Genomic DNA, 16266 nt, shown 5'->3' on the forward strand with positions numbered 1-16266 from the left:
AACAGCAATGGCGTAAAGCGTGTTCTGATCTGTCGTGACACTTTCGTGCATCGATGCGCGACAAGGGAAGGCGGCTGCCAATGCTGACCTTCCGTTCCGCCCGCGCCGAGGATGAAGACGCGCTCTACGCCATAAGCCTTGCCACCGGCGATGCCGGGCAGGACGCCACCGTCCTTTACAATGATGGCCGCATGGTCGGGCATATCTATTCCGTGCCCTATCTGCATCTCTGGCCCGATGCCGTTTTCGTGGCGGAAGATGAGGAAGGTGTGTGCGGTTATATCGTCGGCGCACTCGATACGGCGGTCCACGAAGAGCGGCTGGAGCGGGAATGGTGGCCGCATCTGCGCAGCCTTTATCCCGATCCCGGCGGCGACCAGCAGGCATGGGACGCCGACCAGCGCCGCGCCCAGTTCATCCACCATCCGCGCCGCACGCCCGTTTGGCTCACCGATCCGTTTCCGGCGCATATCCACATGAACCTCTTGCCGCGCACGCAGGGCAAGGGCGGCGGCACCCGGCTTCTGTCGCGCTGGCTCGATATGGCGAGACAGAACAACGTCTTCGGCATCCACCTCGGCGCCAGCGAACGCAACCATGCGGGCATGCGTTTCTGGGAAACCCGCGGGTTCAAACGCCTCGAAAGCCACGAAACGCCAGGCAGCGTGTGGTTCGGCATGGCGCTGGAGTAATTCAGGTTCTAATGACCCGCGCTGCCCCCGCCGCCAGAAACGGTGCAAAGGCAGTGCGAATGTCTTCAAGAAATGTCTCGCTGAAACGCCCGATGGGCTGTTGAAGAGCGTTGAAATGGTAGGATCGTTCGATCACGTCGTAATTACATTCGCTGACGGTGATCCAGCCGCGATCATAGCCGGTTAGTTTTGCGCGCCGAAGCTCGAGCTTCGGTATTTCGATTGCCCGCTGCTGGCTGTCCTGCGGCGGTTTCGATGAAATGGGCAGCAGCAATATATGCGACAAGCCCTGCGCGTCCGTAATCGTCAGGATCATGCAGACGGGGCGATCTTTTTCCCCATGGTCACGCGTTGGATTAGCCGTAGACTGCCATCGCCACAAATAGGGATAGGAAACGATATCACCGCGTCTGAACTTGGACATTATCTGTCCTGCTCATCGCGGGATGTCCGATGTTCTTCGGAGTCTTTCTCCAGCTGGGTGTTGAACATGGCGGCCAATTCATCGGGCATTTCGCCGGCTGCGTAAGACCTTCGCGGATCGTCGCTTCCCAGCATTTTTTCGAAAAGTTCGACCGGCACCACCACGACAGAAGGTCGCCCATGCTTCGTCAGCAAAATGGGCGATTTCTGCGCTTCGTCATGGTAGCGACCGAAATGTCGTATAAACTCCGCCGTGGAAATAGATTTTCTTTTCATGAGGAATCCTCAAATCTGTATTTCCTGAATAATACAGAAAATACAGAAAATTTAAAGCCGTCGATTTTGGTCTGGCGGCCGGCTCATCCACAAAAACCTTCTCCTCATCCGCCCCGCCACGTTGTTCTTCCCTTCATGCTTTGTTAACCCGTTGAGAGAGGCCTTTCAAAACACGGGTAGGGAATCATGCTGGCGACCGCAGAGGCGATTTCAGCCGACAGACCGGAAAAGCGCATCAAGGATCGCGCTCAGACCGAGAAGGCGATTTTTAATGCGGCGCGGTCGCTGCTTGCCGAAGAGGGATTTCAGGGTTTTGGCATCAATGCCGTTGCCCGCCGCGCCGGCTGCGACAAGCAGCTTATCTACCGTTATTTCGGCGGCCTCGATGGCCTGATCGAGGCGATCGGCGAGGACCTCGGTTCCTGGGTGAAGGATCGCATTCCGGAAGATACCGGCGGCATGTTCCTTTTGACCTATGGCGACCTCATGGAAAAGCTGGCGCTTTATTTCATGGATGCGCTGCGCAGCGATCCTCTCGTCTGCAAGATCATCGCCTGGGAAGTGTCTGACGGTTCACCGCAGGTGCGTCAGCTGGCCGAAGCCCGCGCCAAGTCGCTCGGCAAATGGCTGGAGCGGATGCGCGGTTCGCTGGCGGCGCCGAAGGGTGTGGATACAGCGGCGGTCAATGCCGTATTGTTCGCCGCCATTCAGCACCTCGTCATTTCCGCTGCCACCAGCGGTCAGTTCGCTGGCGTACCGCTCAAATCGGACCGGGACTGGGACAAGATCGCCACTGCCGTCAAAAGGCTGGTGCGCGGCGTTTACGGCTGAACCGGTTTCGCAGGCGGAATACAGTCGCGCCTGGACCTGCGCATTAAAGAAAAATCAGTCATGTTTTCACCGGGCCGGCAACAGCCCGACGCATCCGGCCGTTCACGCGATCACGTTCTTTTCCACATGCCGGCCGCCCGTCGTTAACCATAATGACAGCTTTCATTTGCCTCGTCATGGCTGCCGGTCCAGTGTAGATTAACGAAATGTTAACCATGCGCAATGACTGCGCATAAGGGAGCCGCAAGTGAGCCGCTGGACAGCTTTAGGCGTCATGATGACGTTTTTTGTGATGCTGCCGTTGGATATCGACGCGCCGGCGCTGAACCTCTGCCTTATGGCCGTGATGCGCTGGGCGGTGCTTGCCGGCGTTCCCGATATGATGTTTGTGCGGGGGCAGGCGGCATGAAGTGGTTTCTGATCCTCTGGGCCGGTCCCGTCGCGCTGTTGGGCAGCTGGTACTGGCTTTCCTATTACGACATGAGCTTCGGTTTCTACATGCTCACACGCCAGACCCATGATCTGGTGTTCGAGATTTACGGCAATATTCTCGGCCTGCCGCCGGAAAGCCTGCCGCCCCTGGTGGCGCGCGCCATTGCCGTCGACAGCCTGATCGTTTTTGCGATTCTCGCCTTCCGCAAGAGAAAGCAGATTGCCGCGTGGTGGCAGGGCCGTCAGTCGGCCGCGCGGGTGAGTGCGGAAAGCCTGTCCAGCGCGCCCTGAAGAATGAAGCACGCGGCGGCCGAATCGATGCGTTCGGCGCGCTTTGCGCGTGAGACGTCCATTTCCAGCAATGCGCGCTCGGCCGCGACCGTCGAAAGCCGCTCATCCCAGAAAATGAAGGGCAGGGCAGTTTTTTCGCCCATCGTCCGCACGAAGGCGCGCGTCGCCTGCACGCGGGGACCGGCCGAACCATCCATGTTCATCGGCAGGCCGATGATGAAGGCGAAAACTTTTTCCTTTTCGGCAAAGGCCAGCAGCACTTCCGCATCCTGCGTGAATTTCACCCGTTTGATGACGGGGCGCGGCGTTGCGAAACGCCGCGACAGGTCCGACATGGCAAGCCCGATCGTCTTCGTGCCGAGGTCGAGGCCGGCAATCGCCTGCCCCGGCTGAAGCGCCTGCGCCAGTTCCTCAATGGTGAGTGTTGCCATGTCGCATGTTGTCCTTATCGTTTGCGGACGAATTCGGTGCGCAGCACCAGACCCTTCACCGCATCATGTTTGCAATCGATCTCTTCCGGATTATCGGTCAGGCGGATCGACTTGATGACGGTACCCTGCTTGATGACCGTGCTGGTGCCCTTGACCTTCAAATCCTTGATGAGGGTGACGGAATCGCCATCCGCCAGCACATTGCCCGCCGCATCGCGTACTTCATTCGCACGCGCCGCTTCTGCAGCCAGTTCGGAGGCCGGTCGCCATTCACCGGTCGCCTCGTCATACAGGTACTCGTCATCATTTGCGGCCATGGTCGCCTCTCTTAAATATTGGTAGTGCGGTTGTTCAGGCCGTCCTATGTCATAATATACCGGTAATACAAAGGAGAACTTCCCATGAAAATCACCTGGCTCGGCCATTCCGCCTTCCGCCTTGAAAACGGTAGCGCGAAGATCCTCATCGATCCGTTCTTCACCGGTAACCCCGGTTTTGCCGGACAGGATGGAAAGTCGGCAGCCGAAGGTATCACCCATATTCTCCTGACTCACGGCCATGGCGACCATGTCGGCGATACCGTTCAGCTTGCCCGCGAAACGGGTGCCACCGTGCTGGCCAATGCCGATCTTGCCGCCTGGCTTTCCGCCAAGGGCGTCGCGAAGGTCGATATGGGCAATACCGGCGGCACGGTGCATTTCGACGATTTTTCCGTCACCTTCACCAATGCCCTGCATTCCTCCGCCCAGATCACCGAAGACGGTGTTTCCCATTCGCTCGGCAATGCCAACGGCCTGATGCTGCATTTCGAAGACGGCCCGGCCGTCTATCACATGGGTGATACCGACATCTTTTCCGACATGAAACTCATCAATGAACTGCATCAGCCGGATATCGGCCTTGTGCCGATCGGTGACCGCTTCACCATGGGCGGAGCCGTCGCCGCGCTCGCCTGCCAGCGTTTCTTCAATTTCGGCAATGTCATTCCCTGCCATTACGGTTCCTTCCCGATCATCGACCAGACGCCGGAGAAGTTCGTGGCCGGCATGGAAGGGGCGCAAGCGCGCGTCCACACGCCGAAGGCCGGCGATACGCTGTCCTTCTGACATTTTGCCCGGGCATGTCGTGAGCGTAAAACAACGTCACTCTTTTGCACGACATGCTTTCTACCGTTGCGAATGGCGGACATGGTGATTATAGCGGGTAGGAAAATTCTGACCGGAGTAGAACCATGTCCGTCGATCTCGCCACCGTAAAGCGCGTTGCGCGCCTTGCCCGTATCGCAGTCAGCGAAGAAGAAGCACAGAATATGCTTGGCCAGCTGAACGGCATACTCGGTTTCGTGGAGCAGCTTTCGGAAGTGAATGTCGACGGCGTCGAGCCGATGACCTCGGTGACCCCGGTGGAGATGAAAAAACGCGCCGACGTGGTGACCGACGGCAACAAGGCGGAAGACATTGTCGCCAATGCGCCTGCGACCGACCGGGACTTCTTCATGGTCCCGAAAGTGGTCGAATAAGCGACCGCCTCCGCCGCCCGATTTTCCAAGATTTCGAAAGCCGTTGCCGACCATGACCGACCTGACGAGCCTGACCATTGCCGAAGCCCGCGAAAAGCTGAAGGCCAAAGAATTTTCCGCCCTCGAGCTGACCGACGCCTATCTCTCCGCCATCGATGCGGCGAACGGCGCGCTGAACGCCTATGTCGCCTTGACGCCTGAAAAGGCGCGCGACATGGCGAAAGCCTCCGACGACCGCATCGCCGCCGGCAAGGCTGGCGAGCTGGAAGGCGTTCCGCTTGGCGTGAAGGACCTTTTCGCCACCCGTGACGTGCACACGCAGGCGTGTTCGCACGTTCTCGACGGCTTCAAGCCGAAATATGAATCCACCGTCACCCAGAACCTCTGGGATCAGGGCGCCGTCATGCTCGGCAAGCTCAACATGGACGAATTCGCCATGGGCTCGTCCAATGAAAACTCCTGGTACGGCCCGGCCATCAACCCGTGGCGCGCCAATGGCTCCGACCAGAAGCTGGTGCCAGGCGGCTCCTCCGGCGGTTCGGCCGCAGCCGTTGCCGCGCATCTCTGCGCCGGCGCCACCGCGACCGATACCGGCGGCTCCATCCGCCAGCCAGCCGCCTTTACCGGTACCGTCGGCATCAAGCCGACCTATGGCCGCTGCTCGCGCTTCGGCATCGTCGCTTATGCTTCCTCGCTCGATCAGGCAGGCCCGATTGCCCGTGACGTGCGTGATGCCGCGATCCTGCTGAAGACCATGGCGAGCGTCGACGCCAAGGATACGACTTCCGTCGATCTGCCGGTGCCGGACTACGAAAAGGCCATTGGCCAGTCGCTGAAGGGTCTGAAGATCGGTATTCCGAAGGAATATCGCGTCGACGGCATGCCGGAAGAAATCGAAAAGCTCTGGGCCAAGGGCGTCGAGTGGCTGCGCGATGCCGGTGCCGAGGTCGTCGATATCTCGCTGCCGCATACCAAATACGCACTGCCTGCTTACTACATCGTCGCACCGGCGGAAGCCTCGTCCAACCTTGCCCGTTATGACGGCGTCCGTTACGGCCTGCGCGTCGACGGCAAGGACATTGCCGACATGTACGAAAAGAGCCGCGCCGCCGGTTTCGGCAAGGAAGTGCAGCGCCGCATCATGGTCGGCACCTATGTGCTGTCGGCCGGTTATTACGACGCCTATTACCTGAAGGCGCAGAAGGTCCGCACCCTCATCAAGCGCGACTTCGAAAACGTCTTCCACGAAGGCGTCGACGCCATCCTCGCGCCGATCACCCCGTCTTCCGCCTTCGCAGTCGGTGACGAGGAACTCGCTTCCGATCCGGTGAAGATGTATCTTCAGGACGTCTTTACGATCACGGTCAACATGGCAGGTCTTCCCGGCCTTTCAGTTCCGGCCGGCCTTGACGGCAAGGGCCTGCCGCTCGGCCTCCAGCTTATCGGCAAGCCTTTCGAGGAAGAAACGCTGTTCAAGACGGCGCATGCCATCGAGCAGGCAGCCGGCAAGTTCACGCCCGCCAAGTGGTGGTAAGCGGATTCACCAAGCTCTCTACACGAACGGGCGGCATCAAATGCCGCCCGTTTGTTTTTCATCGATTGTCCAGCTCACCCCGCACGAGTTCCAGCCCGCGCGTCGTGATGCGGTAAGGCTTGCCGCCGGAAGAGGCGATGGCTCTCTTCCGTTTCAGTTTGCGGAAGGTGAGGAGATCGAGGCCGCTGAAAATCCAACCGTCACGCGTGTAGAGCGCGAGTTTTTCGATTTTGTGGGCGTCGTCTCGAACGAGTTCAATTCTGCCGCCCTGGGCGAGCAGGTGAAGAATGCGCTGTTCGGCGCGGGAAATGTCCATTTTTGGAAGTCCGGTCGGCGTCATATAGACGCGTGAAAGCAAATCCGGGTGCCGTTAAGGCATCCGGCTCGGTTTCAGCATGGCCCGGCGCGCAATAAACTTGCGGGCAGGGCCTTTACCGGGACTCCGATTGAGCGAACATAAAAACTCCGTTCTTGCTCCTTTTGGGTAGCGGGCAAAGCCGAGGCGGTCAAGTCCCGCCAGGTGCGAGAAAACCATGCTGGTCGAATCGCCCTGGCAATGGTTTAATTTCAACGGCCATGGAGGGCGCGGCTTGATCGTCATTCGCAATGCGCATGAGCAGGAAGCGGAGGTTCTGGCGGCCATCGGCCTCAGGGCATGGCGACAGGCTACCGCGGCTCTCGGCATCACCCCGACCCTTTATGACAATGCGGCCAGCGCCTTTTCCAATTTTACCCGCTCGTCATGGCTGGCGATCAGGGTGGCGGAGTTTGGCGGCTCGGTTGCCGGATGGGCGGCGCGGGAGCATTTTGACGAGACGATTTCCGATTTCTGGATCGATCCTGATTTTCACCGCAGAGGTGTCGGCAGTCACCTGCTGGGCGATGTCGAAAGGCTGATAGAGGACAGGGGGTTCGAGACCATTCGGCTTGAAACCCATGCCCAGAATGAGCCGGCCGTCGCCTTTTTCCGCCACCATGGCTATAGCGTCCGCTGGCTCTCCGTCTCCTATGCGCCGAAACTCGACCGCGAAGTGCAGTCGGTAGGCCTGCAGAAGCAATTGGCCGAGGTCGAGAGCGGTCTTTATGGGCCGGCTTTCTGAGACAGAGTTTGCAGAGCGTCCACCAGCCGCATCGGCCAGTCCGGCGTGATGGCGAGCGATGCGACAAGGCCAATCTGCAATATTACGATCGATATCAGGATGCTGCGGAACGGTTCCTTGCGCGTTTTATGCCGCAGCAGACGTTGTGCCAAGATTGCGCCCAGGCTGCCGCCGATGAGCGCAAGCGATAACAGCGTGCTTTCCCGGATACGCCATCCGCCATTTCTCGCCGCTTCCTTGTCCCACCAATAGACGAGAAAGACGAAAAGATTGAAGGCGATATAGGTTATGAAACAGAGAGCGACCGTCACCATGACGTGAATTGAAACCGGGAAGCGTAAAAAACGCGTATCCTGTATCGGCGAAAATCCCGGGCCTGGCGTGAGAGGGTGCAAGATGTCTTGCGCCCGCGCTCCATTTGTTCTACCCACCAAGGCCAAAGAACCCGTATATCGTGAGCTTCAGATGACCCTTGTAGACGTGCGCACCCCCGACCCGAAACGCTTCATTCCCGGCGCCACCGGCGATTGGGAAATCGTGATCGGCATGGAGGTGCATGCGCAGGTTCTCTCCAATTCCAAGCTGTTTTCCGGTGCATCGACCACCTTCGGCAATGCGCCGAATTCCAACGTGTCGCTGGTGGATGCCGCCATGCCCGGCATGCTGCCCGTCATCAACGAGGAATGCGTGAAGCAGGCGGTGCGCACCGGTCTTGGCCTGAAGGCCAAGATCAACCATCGCTCGATCTTCGACCGCAAGAACTACTTCTATCCGGACCTGCCGCAGGGTTACCAGATTTCGCAGTTCAAGGACCCGATCGTCGGTGAGGGCACCATCACCATTTCGCTCGGTCCGGACCGTCAGGGCAATTTCGAAGATATCGAAATCGGCATCGAGCGTCTGCATCTGGAGCAGGACGCCGGCAAGTCCATGCATGACCAGCACCCGACCATGTCCTTCGTGGACCTGAACCGTTCGGGCGTGGCGCTGATGGAAATCGTCTCCAAGCCGGACATGCGCTCGTCGGACGAAGCCAAGGCCTATCTCACCAAGCTGCGTTCCATCGTGCGTTACCTCGGCACCTGCGACGGCAACATGGATGAAGGCTCGATGCGCGCCGACGTCAACGTCTCCGTGCGCCGTCCGGGCGAAGGTTTCGGCACGCGCTGCGAAATCAAGAACGTCAACTCCATCCGCTTCGTCGGTCAGGCCATCGAATATGAGGCGCGCCGCCAGGTCGCCATTCTGGAAGATGGCGGCGTCATCGATCAGGAAACCCGCCTGTTCGATCCCGGCAAGGGCGAAACGCGTTCCATGCGCTCCAAGGAAGATGCGCATGATTATCGTTATTTCCCCGACCCGGACCTGCTGCCGCTCGAATTTGACGATGCCTTCGTGGAAGCGCTGAAGGTCGATCTGCCGGAACTGCCTGATGACAAAAAAGCCCGTTTCGTCGCCGATCTCGGCCTGTCGGTCTATGACGCCTCGATCCTCGTGTCGGAAAAAGCGATTGCTGACTATTACGAAGCCGTTGCCGCCGGTCGCGATGCGAAGGCTGCCGCCAACTGGGTCATCAACGACCTGCTCGGCGCGCTGAACAAATCGGGCAAGGATATCGAGACGACGCCGGTTTCGCCGGAACAGCTCGGCGGTATCATCGATCTCATCAAGGCCGAGACCATTTCCGGCAAGATCGCCAAGGACCTGTTCGAGATCGTCTGGAACGAGGGCGGCAACCCGGCTGAGATCGTTGAAGCCCGCGGCATGAAGCAGGTGACCGATACCGGCGCCATCGAAAAGGCCGTCGACGAGATCATCGCCGCCAACCCGGATCAGGTCGAGAAGGTGAAGGCAAAGCCGACGCTCGCCGGCTGGTTCGTCGGTCAGGTCATGAAAGCGACGGGCGGCAAGGCCAACCCGCAGGCGGTGCAGGCGCTGGTGAAGGCCAAGCTCGGTATCGAGGAAGAGTAAGCGGACGCTGTATCGTGCCCGAGAGAGGCAGCGAGGCAGAAAGCTCTCATCCGTCATCCTCGGGCTTGTCCCGAGGATCTAACGATCCACAAGGTCCAACGTGCTCAGATCCTCGGGACAGACCCGAGGATGACGTCGGGTACGAGGGACTGACATCACTTCTGCCGGGATCAACGCCCGGCATTTCTGTTTCAAGACGGAGCCAAATCATGTTCTTCATCCGCACGGCAAGCCTGCGTGACATCGAGCCGGTGCGCACCCTGCTCGCCACGACGTGGCACGCGACCTATGATGCGATCTATGGCGTGGACAAGGTGAATCAGTTGATTCTCGCATGGCATTCGCCGCAGGCCATGAAGGACCGCATCGAGAAAAAGGGCGGCGAGTTTCTGGTGGCTGACGACGGCAAGCGGATCGGCGGCATGGCCTATGGCTCCATGTCCACCAAGATGGCGAAGACTGCCCTGCTGCACCAGCTCTACGTGGCGCCCGACCTTCAGCGGCAAGGTGTCGGCCGCGATCTCTTCGCCGAACTGGAAACCTGTTTTCCGGATGCGGAAATCATGCGGTTGGAAGTCGAGCCTAAAAATACTGTCGCAATCGCCTTTTATGAAGGCGTCGGATTTGTCGAGGTCGACCGAATCGAGCGCATGGCGGGCATCGAGGGTCTGCCCGGCGTCGTTATGGAAAAGAGCCTGACCCGATGAATGAGACACTTCAACAACTGATCATCCGCACGGCGCGCGAAGACGATCTTCCGGCACTCGCCGCCATTTTTGCCGCCGACGAGATCGGCGGCCACGGCGATACGGCGGAAGAATCGGCACAGCCGGATTATCTCGCCGCTTTCCGCGCCATCGAAGCATCGCCGAGCGAAACGCTCTATGTGGCGGAGCTGGATGGCGAGGTGGTCGGCACCTTCCAGACGGCGATCCTGACCAAGCTCGTCGGGCGAGGGGCGAAGTCCATGGTGATCGAGGCGGTGCAGACCCGTGCCGACATGCGCGGTCGCGGCATCGGCGCGGTGATGATCAATCATTGCCTGGAAGAGGCCTGCCGTCAGGGCCTGAACGCCGCGCAGCTGACGTCCAACATGGCGCGGCTGGATGCGCATCGCTTTTATGAGCGGCTGGGTTTCGAGAAGCGGCATTTAGGCTTCAGGATGAAGCTGAAATAGCGCGGATATATCTCGAAATGCTGGACAATTGCCGTGAGGGGCGGCATAAGCATGTCTTGTGCCGTGCACGGAAAATCGCTGCGGCGCATTCAAGCCCGAGGAACGTAGAATGAAGACTCTCCTGACGCAAATCTTCACCTGGTGGAACGGCCAGACGATCGGAACGCGGTTTCATACCTGGCGTTTCGGCAAGAAGGTAGGACAGGACGAGTTGGGCAACACCTATTACGAAGGCGGCACCACCTCCTGGGGCATGCCGCGCCGCTGGGTGATCTACAACGGTTATGCCGAAGCGTCGGCCATTCCGCCCGGCTGGCATGGCTGGATGCATTACCGCACCGATGTGCCGCCGAGCCAGGAAAGCTACGTTGCGCGCGACTGGCAGAAGCCGCACCAGCCGAACCTCACCGGTTCCTCCAAGGCCTATCGCCCGCAGGGATCGCTGGCCGTGGCCGGCGAGCGCCCGCGCGTGACCGGCGACTACGACGCCTGGACCCCCGGCAACTAAGCATCTTGCGATGCGCGGTGTGTGCAAAACACCGCGCTTGCATCCGGCCTCACCGGTTTTTGCCACATTCCGCCCTTAGGCGTTGATCCGGTCGGCAGTTCGACACAGGCAAATATTTGGAGACATATCGTATGAGGAAATTCACGCGGGATCGTTCTTTGCGTGCGCTGACAGTCTCGCTGTTTGCAGCGATCTCTGCTGTCATCCTCATTTCGCCCGTTTCTGCTGCTCGTCTTGAAAACCGCGTGGCGGTGTTTTCCGGCATCGACAAGATCACCGGCCGCATCACTTCCTTCGATGTTTATATCGATGAGACCGTGCAGTTCGGCGCGCTTCAGGTGACGCCGAAAGTTTGCTATTCCCGCGACCAGACGGAAGCGCAGAAGATCGATGCCTTCATCGAGGTGGATGAAATCACCCTCGACCGCAAGATCAAGCGGATTTTCACGGGCTGGATGTTCGCCGACAGCCCCGGCCTCAACGCCGTGGAACACCCCATCTACGACGTGTGGCTGACGGGCTGCAAGCAGGACTCGGAAGTTCCCGCTCCCTCAACGGCAAGCAAGTAATTAACCCACGACCGCGCCTATTTCTGGCGTCTGAGCTTCTCGGCCAAATCGGCCAGGGCTTTGCTTTTGCTTTCCAGTTGTTCGATCATTTCCTCCCGCGTCAGTACGGGCTCGATCACGATCGGAACGGTGAACTTATTGGGCTGATCGCCGGCGGGAGGTGAGGGGAACCTGATTTCAGAAAATGCCCTCTTTACGGCCGTTCTTGTCTGATAGGTGCTATCCCTTATGTTTTTGACCTGAACAGCCTGCATCTTTCCCGCCGGGTCAACGCGGAAAGTAACAAGGAGCACCTGCTTCTTGTTCGTCCGCACGACCTTGAATTCCGGGCGGCCGGTTACGCCCGTCAAGGCTCGGGAAATTTCGCTTCGCCAGACGGCCTGCGGGTTCGGGCGCTGTTCGGCAGCGGTGACATTCGCCGCCGGCGTTAACATCAGTAACAAGGCCGCAATCCAGCGCATGACAATCCCCCGGTGAACCATATATCATGATCGGATAAGTCATGTTTTTGAGGGTTGCAAGCAAAATCTCAGGTTGTTTTCAGCGTGGATTTTCTTGCGCAGACAATTTTTCGAAGGGCACATCCGGCCTGTCGACAGCCGCTTCAAGTATCGTGGCATATTCCGACTTTGGAATATCAATTGCCCCGAATGTCTTCAGATGTTCGGTCGTAAATTGCGTGTCGAGCAGCGTAAATCCCTGCTGCCGCAAACGCTCGACCAGATGCACAAGGCAAATCTTCGATGCATTGGTGCGGCGGGAAAACATGCTCTCGCCGAAGAAAGCGGCGCCCAGCGAGACGCCGTAGAGCCCACCGACAAGCTCTTCGCCCTCCCACGCCTCGACGCTGTGTGCATGGCCGATCTGGTGCAACTCGTTATAGAGCCTGCGGATGGTGGCATTGATCCAGGTGCTTGGTCTGTCCGGCGCTTCCGCCGCACATCCGGCCATCACCGCTTCGAACGCGGTGTTGAAGCGAATCTCGAACGGTTTCCTGCGCATCGCCTTGGCGAGGCTTTTGGAAACGTGAAAACCATTGAGCGGGATGATTCCCCGAATTTCCGGCTCGACCCAGAAAAGCTCGGGATCGTCAGCCGAATCGGCCATTGGGAACAGGCCGGCTGAATAGGCGCGCAGCAGGATATCGACCGTTATGCCGTTATTTCTGCTGCGCCGCCCAACCATATCGTCTTAGTGAGACGCGTCACCGGCCAGATATTTTTCCAGCCAGTGAATGTCGTAATCGCCGTTCAGGATATCCTCGTTCTGGAGGAGGTCCTGGAAAAGCGGCAGCGTGGTCTTGATGCCGTCGACGACAAACTCATCCAGCGCCCGACGCAGACGGCGGATGCACTCGTCACGGTCGCGGCCGTGAACGATCAGCTTGCCGATCATGCTGTCGTAATAGGGCGGGATCTTGTAGCCCTGATAGGCGCCCGAATCGACGCGCACGCCAAGGCCGCCCGGCGTATGGAAATAGGTCAGCGTGCCAGGCGAGGGAACGAAGGTACGCGGGTCCTCGGCATTGATACGGCATTCGATGGCATGGCCATGGAATTCGATATCGTCCTGCGTGACCGACAGGCCCTGGCCGGAAGCAACCCGGATCTGTTCCTGCACGAGATCCATGCCGGTGATGGCTTCCGTCACCGGATGCTCCACCTGCAGACGGGTGTTCATTTCGATGAAATAGAACTCGCCGTTTTCATAAAGGAACTCGATGGTGCCCGCGCCGCGATATTTCAGCTTGCGCATGGCGCTCGCGCAGATTTCGCCGATCTTCATGCGCTGTTCGACGGTCAGAGCCGGCGAATTGGCTTCTTCCAGCACCTTCTGGTGACGGCGCTGGAGCGAGCAATCGCGTTCGCCGAGGTGAACGGCATTGCCTTCGCCATCGCCGAAAACCTGCACTTCGATATGGCGCGGCTTGCCGAGGTATTTTTCCATGTAGACGGCGTCGTTGCCGAAGGCTGCTGCCGCTTCGGAGCGGGCCGTCGCAACCGCCTCTTCCAGATCGGCTTCGGTCTTCGCCACCTTCATACCGCGACCACCGCCGCCCGCCGTCGCCTTGATGAGGACCGGGAAGCCGATCGTCCGGGCGATTTCGAGCGCGTTTTCAGGCTTCACTTCGCCATCGGAACCGGGAACCACGGGAATGCCGAGTTCCTGCGCCGTCTGCTTGGCGGTGATCTTGTCGCCCATGATGCGGATATGTTCGGCGGTCGGCCCGATGAAGGTGATGCCGTGCGCGTCGAGAATATCGGCGAACTTGGCGTTTTCCGACAGGAAGCCGTAGCCGGGGTGAACGGCGTCCGCACCGGTGATTTCGCAGGCCGCAACGATCTGGTGGATGTTGAGGTAGCTGTCACGCGAGGGCGGCGGGCCGATGCACACGCTTTCGTCGGCAAGGCGCACATGCATGGCGTCCGCGTCGGCCGTGGAATGCACGGCCACCGTCGGAATGCCAAGCTCCTTGGCGGCGCGCAGGACGCGTAGCGCAATCTCGCCGCGGTTGGCTATGAGGATCTTCGAAACCATGCTGAACCGCCTTTATTCGATGACCACGAGGGCTTCGCCATACTCCACGGGCTGAGCGTCGTTGACGACGATTTCCACGACCTTGCCGGACTTGGGAGCCGGGATCTGGTTCATGGTCTTCATGGCTTCGACGATGAGGATGGTCTGGCCTTCCTTGACGGTCGCGCCCACTTCGATGAAGGGACGTGCGCCCGGGGCAGGCGAAAGATAGACCGTGCCGACCATTGGCGAGGACACGGTGTTGGCCGGGTTGCGGGCAGGCGCTGCGGCGGCTGCGGGCGCGGCCGGTGCTGCGATTGTCGGTGCGGCAGCGGGCGCTGCCGGCGCGGGCGCATAAGCGGCGGGTGCTGCGGCATAGACCGTGGCGGGAGCGGGAGCCGCGCGGGAGACGCGGATACGCAGGTCTTCCTGCTCCACTTCGATTTCCGAAAGGTCGGTGTCGTTGAGGATATTCGCGAGTTCGCGGATCAATTCCTTGTCGATACCCTGTTTCTTTTCAGACATGACAAACCCTATTCTTTGTTTCTTTTTATGCCGTGATGTTCTTCAGCGCGTGAAGCGCCATGATGTATCCATATGGTCCGAAACCGCAGACCATGCCCTTTGCCGCGGGTGATACCATCGATTTGTGACGGAACTCTTCGCGGGCGTGGATGTTGGAAATGTGCACTTCCACGACGGGCGTGGAAATCGCGCGAATGGCGTCATGCAACGCGATGGATGTGTGGCTGTAGGCGCCGGGATTGATGACGACGCCTGCCGCCCGCTCGCCCGCCTCCTGCAACCAGTCCACCAGCACGCCTTCGTGGTTGGACTGGCGGAATTCCACTGCGAAACCGAGATCGGCACCGGCTTGAAGGCAATCATTCTCGATGTCCTTCAGCGTCTTGCCACCATAGATACCCGGTTCCCTTTTTCCCAGCATGTTGAGATTGGGGCCGTTGATGACGATGATGATGTTGCTCATTCACGTTTCCATAAGAAAATCAGCGACACCTATAGACTGCGCAGCCGTCAAGGAAAAGCCCCCGCAAGCCCTAAACCGGCCGCTTGGCAGGCATCTCACAGGGAATGCAGTGGCTTTTTTAGCAATCAGGAGCAGGTGGCTTTTCCACAGCTGCGCATATTGGCGATTTTTTCCTTCAGCGGGTCGGCGCCGACCGCACCGAAAACCGCCTCGTCGCCGACGATATAGGACGGCGTTCCGGTAATGCCGAGGCTGGTTGCCAGCTTGTAAGTCTCCTGCACCTGCTCGTCATTGGGGTTTTCCGCCATCGACTTGCGGATATCGGCTTCCTTGAGGCCGAGCGAAGTCGCGACTTCCATGGCACTGTCCTCATTCGCCCGTCCGCGGCCGCCGAGCAGGGTGCGCTGGAATTCGGGATACTTGGCCGGCGCAAGCAGCTTCACGGCATTGGAAACGCGGTGCGCGGCAACCGATTCCGGTCCGAGGATCGGGAATTCCTTGAGGACGACGCGCACCTTCTTGTCGCTCTTCAGGATATTGTCCATGTCGCCCATGGCGCGTTTGCAATAACCGCAATTGTAATCGAAGAACTCGACCAGCGTGACATCGCCATCCGGATTGCCGAGCGCCAGATCGAATTTCGATTCGAAGATGGCCTTCTTGTTGTCGGCGACGGCTTCCGCCGCCTTGGCGTTGCGCGCCGCATATTGCTTGCGCTCAAGCGCATCCTGAACCTCGAGCATGATTTCCGGGTTCTCGATCAGATATTGCTTGATGAACTCGCCCATTTCCTTCTTCTGCTGCTCGTCGAGCGCATGGGCGGGCAGGGAGGCGAATACCGTCGAAAGGGCCGTCACGCTGGCGAGAAGGGTGGAACGGAGAAAATGCGCCATATCGGTCCTCATTCTGTGCGGCCGGAGCCTCTTCAAATCTTATGAAGGCAATTACCTTACTTTAAGCCAAATGCCATACGGCAAAAATACTTGTCCGCATTATGATCGCATGAT

The 16266-nt window shown here is 59.1% G+C and carries 25 protein-coding genes; 13 read left to right on the top strand and 12 right to left on the bottom strand.

Translation table 11 applies throughout. The annotated features are described in order from the left end of the window. The first annotated feature begins 80 nt into the window (after nt 1-80). Nucleotides 81-692 carry a GNAT family N-acetyltransferase gene (locus tag ACQZ5K_RS06030; RefSeq protein ID WP_448739876.1) on the top strand — a complete coding sequence of 204 codons (612 nt, stop codon included), beginning with the start codon at nt 81-83 and terminating at the stop codon, nt 690-692. Nucleotide 693: 1 nt separating this feature from the next. Here ACQZ5K_RS06030 and ACQZ5K_RS06035 read toward each other — a convergent pair whose 3' ends face one another. Both ACQZ5K_RS06035 and ACQZ5K_RS06040 read right to left on the bottom strand, forming a co-directional pair. Beyond that, on the bottom strand, nt 694-1116 hold the full coding sequence (locus tag ACQZ5K_RS06035) for a hypothetical protein (protein WP_448739877.1): 423 nt from the start codon (nt 1114-1116) through the stop codon (nt 694-696). Continuing rightward, a complete protein-coding gene (locus ACQZ5K_RS06040; protein WP_448739878.1) occupies nt 1116-1391 on the bottom strand; it encodes a type II toxin-antitoxin system Phd/YefM family antitoxin in 276 nt (91 codons plus the stop codon). Before ACQZ5K_RS06040 ends, ACQZ5K_RS06035 begins: the two co-directional genes overlap by 1 nt. A gap of 186 nt (nt 1392-1577) precedes the next feature. Here ACQZ5K_RS06040 and ACQZ5K_RS06045 point away from each other — a divergent pair, with 186 nt between their 5' ends. From ACQZ5K_RS06045 to ACQZ5K_RS06055, 3 genes are all read left to right on the top strand, one after another. Further along, nucleotides 1578-2222, top strand: a complete 645-nt coding sequence (locus ACQZ5K_RS06045) for a TetR/AcrR family transcriptional regulator (protein WP_003521480.1) — start codon at nt 1578-1580, stop codon at nt 2220-2222. Between the two features lie 274 nt (nt 2223-2496). Further along, nucleotides 2497-2631, top strand: a complete 135-nt coding sequence (locus ACQZ5K_RS06050) for a hypothetical protein (RefSeq protein WP_448739879.1) — start codon at nt 2497-2499, stop codon at nt 2629-2631. Next, a complete protein-coding gene (locus tag ACQZ5K_RS06055; protein ID WP_003521478.1) occupies nt 2628-2945 on the top strand; it encodes a DUF6105 family protein in 318 nt (105 codons plus the stop codon). The genes ACQZ5K_RS06050 and ACQZ5K_RS06055 overlap by 4 nt, the downstream gene beginning before the upstream one ends. Here ACQZ5K_RS06055 and ruvX read toward each other — a convergent pair. Continuing rightward, nucleotides 2897-3376 (bottom strand): Holliday junction resolvase RuvX, encoded by a 480-nt coding sequence (gene ruvX, locus ACQZ5K_RS06060; protein ID WP_448739880.1) that lies wholly within the window; start codon nt 3374-3376, stop codon nt 2897-2899. The two genes, ACQZ5K_RS06055 and ruvX, sit on opposite strands and share 49 nt — an antisense overlap. 14 nt (nt 3377-3390) lie before the next feature. Continuing rightward, nucleotides 3391-3693, bottom strand: a complete 303-nt coding sequence (locus ACQZ5K_RS06065) for an alkylphosphonate utilization protein (RefSeq protein ID WP_448739881.1) — start codon at nt 3691-3693, stop codon at nt 3391-3393. 84 nt (nt 3694-3777) lie between these two features. Here ACQZ5K_RS06065 and ACQZ5K_RS06070 point away from each other — a divergent pair, with 84 nt between their 5' ends. The 3 genes from ACQZ5K_RS06070 to gatA all read left to right on the top strand — a co-directional run bounded on the left by ACQZ5K_RS06070 (nt 3778) and on the right by gatA (nt 6429). Continuing rightward, nucleotides 3778-4482 (top strand): metal-dependent hydrolase, encoded by a 705-nt coding sequence (locus ACQZ5K_RS06070; RefSeq protein ID WP_003521473.1) that lies wholly within the window; start codon nt 3778-3780, stop codon nt 4480-4482. Nucleotides 4483-4607: 125 nt separating this feature from the next. Beyond that, nucleotides 4608-4895: an Asp-tRNA(Asn)/Glu-tRNA(Gln) amidotransferase subunit GatC gene (gatC, locus tag ACQZ5K_RS06075; protein ID WP_003496362.1), complete on the top strand. Its 288-nt coding sequence runs from the start codon at nt 4608-4610 to the stop codon at nt 4893-4895. Between the two features lie 52 nt (nt 4896-4947). Then, nucleotides 4948-6429, top strand: coding sequence for an Asp-tRNA(Asn)/Glu-tRNA(Gln) amidotransferase subunit GatA (gene gatA / locus ACQZ5K_RS06080; RefSeq protein WP_448739882.1), 1482 nt, complete (start codon nt 4948-4950; stop codon nt 6427-6429). Between the two features lie 58 nt (nt 6430-6487). Here the strand turns inward: gatA and ACQZ5K_RS06085 are convergent, their stop codons facing one another. Beyond that, nucleotides 6488-6745 (bottom strand): YjhX family toxin, encoded by a 258-nt coding sequence (locus tag ACQZ5K_RS06085; protein ID WP_003521470.1) that lies wholly within the window; start codon nt 6743-6745, stop codon nt 6488-6490. A gap of 274 nt (nt 6746-7019) precedes the next feature. On the opposite strand from ACQZ5K_RS06085, the gene ACQZ5K_RS06090 reads away from it, so the two are divergent. Further along, the gene (locus ACQZ5K_RS06090) at nt 7020-7529 is read left to right on the top strand and encodes a GNAT family N-acetyltransferase (RefSeq protein ID WP_035217587.1); all 510 of its coding nucleotides are present in this window, start codon (nt 7020-7022) and stop codon (nt 7527-7529) included. Here the strand turns inward: ACQZ5K_RS06090 and ACQZ5K_RS06095 are convergent. Further along, nucleotides 7511-7843 (bottom strand): DUF1294 domain-containing protein, encoded by a 333-nt coding sequence (locus ACQZ5K_RS06095; RefSeq protein ID WP_448739883.1) that lies wholly within the window; start codon nt 7841-7843, stop codon nt 7511-7513. The two genes, ACQZ5K_RS06090 and ACQZ5K_RS06095, sit on opposite strands and share 19 nt — an antisense overlap. Nucleotides 7844-7994: 151 nt before the next feature. On the opposite strand from ACQZ5K_RS06095, the gene gatB reads away from it, so the two are divergent. The 5 genes from gatB (at nt 7995) to ACQZ5K_RS06120 (ending at nt 11754) form a co-directional block, all read left to right on the top strand. After that, the gene (gene gatB, locus ACQZ5K_RS06100; protein WP_003521466.1) at nt 7995-9500 is read left to right on the top strand and encodes an Asp-tRNA(Asn)/Glu-tRNA(Gln) amidotransferase subunit GatB; all 1506 of its coding nucleotides are present in this window, start codon (nt 7995-7997) and stop codon (nt 9498-9500) included. 209 nt (nt 9501-9709) lie between these two features. Continuing rightward, nucleotides 9710-10207 (top strand): GNAT family N-acetyltransferase, encoded by a 498-nt coding sequence (locus ACQZ5K_RS06105; RefSeq protein WP_065653959.1) that lies wholly within the window; start codon nt 9710-9712, stop codon nt 10205-10207. Further along, nucleotides 10204-10677 (top strand): N-acetyltransferase family protein, encoded by a 474-nt coding sequence (locus tag ACQZ5K_RS06110; RefSeq protein ID WP_448739884.1) that lies wholly within the window; start codon nt 10204-10206, stop codon nt 10675-10677. Before ACQZ5K_RS06105 ends, ACQZ5K_RS06110 begins: the two co-directional genes overlap by 4 nt. A gap of 109 nt (nt 10678-10786) precedes the next feature. Next, nucleotides 10787-11185, top strand: coding sequence for an NADH:ubiquinone oxidoreductase subunit NDUFA12 (locus ACQZ5K_RS06115; protein WP_003521463.1), 399 nt, complete (start codon nt 10787-10789; stop codon nt 11183-11185). Nucleotides 11186-11316: 131 nt separating this feature from the next. Then, a complete protein-coding gene (locus tag ACQZ5K_RS06120) occupies nt 11317-11754 on the top strand; it encodes a DUF2155 domain-containing protein (protein ID WP_448739885.1) in 438 nt (145 codons plus the stop codon). 17 nt (nt 11755-11771) lie between these two features. Here the strand turns inward: ACQZ5K_RS06120 and ACQZ5K_RS06125 are convergent, their stop codons facing one another. The 6 genes from ACQZ5K_RS06125 to ACQZ5K_RS06150 form a co-directional block, all read right to left on the bottom strand. Beyond that, nucleotides 11772-12215 (bottom strand): hypothetical protein, encoded by a 444-nt coding sequence (locus ACQZ5K_RS06125; RefSeq protein ID WP_142779093.1) that lies wholly within the window; start codon nt 12213-12215, stop codon nt 11772-11774. 79 nt (nt 12216-12294) lie between these two features. After that, on the bottom strand, nt 12295-12939 hold the full coding sequence (gene aat / locus ACQZ5K_RS06130) for a leucyl/phenylalanyl-tRNA--protein transferase (RefSeq protein ID WP_448736980.1): 645 nt from the start codon (nt 12937-12939) through the stop codon (nt 12295-12297). A 6-nt stretch (nt 12940-12945) separates the two neighbouring features. Next, entirely contained in the window at nt 12946-14292 is a 1347-nt protein-coding gene (gene accC / locus ACQZ5K_RS06135) for an acetyl-CoA carboxylase biotin carboxylase subunit (protein WP_003521459.1), read from the bottom strand. 12 nt (nt 14293-14304) lie between these two features. Beyond that, a complete protein-coding gene (accB, locus tag ACQZ5K_RS06140; protein ID WP_448739886.1) occupies nt 14305-14796 on the bottom strand; it encodes an acetyl-CoA carboxylase biotin carboxyl carrier protein in 492 nt (163 codons plus the stop codon). A gap of 25 nt (nt 14797-14821) precedes the next feature. Further along, complete coding sequence (gene aroQ / locus ACQZ5K_RS06145; RefSeq protein WP_077982408.1) at nt 14822-15259, bottom strand: type II 3-dehydroquinate dehydratase; 438 nt, start codon at nt 15257-15259, stop codon at nt 14822-14824. 125 nt (nt 15260-15384) lie between these two features. Then, on the bottom strand, nt 15385-16152 hold the full coding sequence (locus ACQZ5K_RS06150; protein ID WP_003521455.1) for a DsbA family protein: 768 nt from the start codon (nt 16150-16152) through the stop codon (nt 15385-15387). Nucleotides 16153-16266 lie beyond the last annotated feature (114 nt).

This window comes from Agrobacterium sp. 22-226-1, assembly GCF_053522345.1.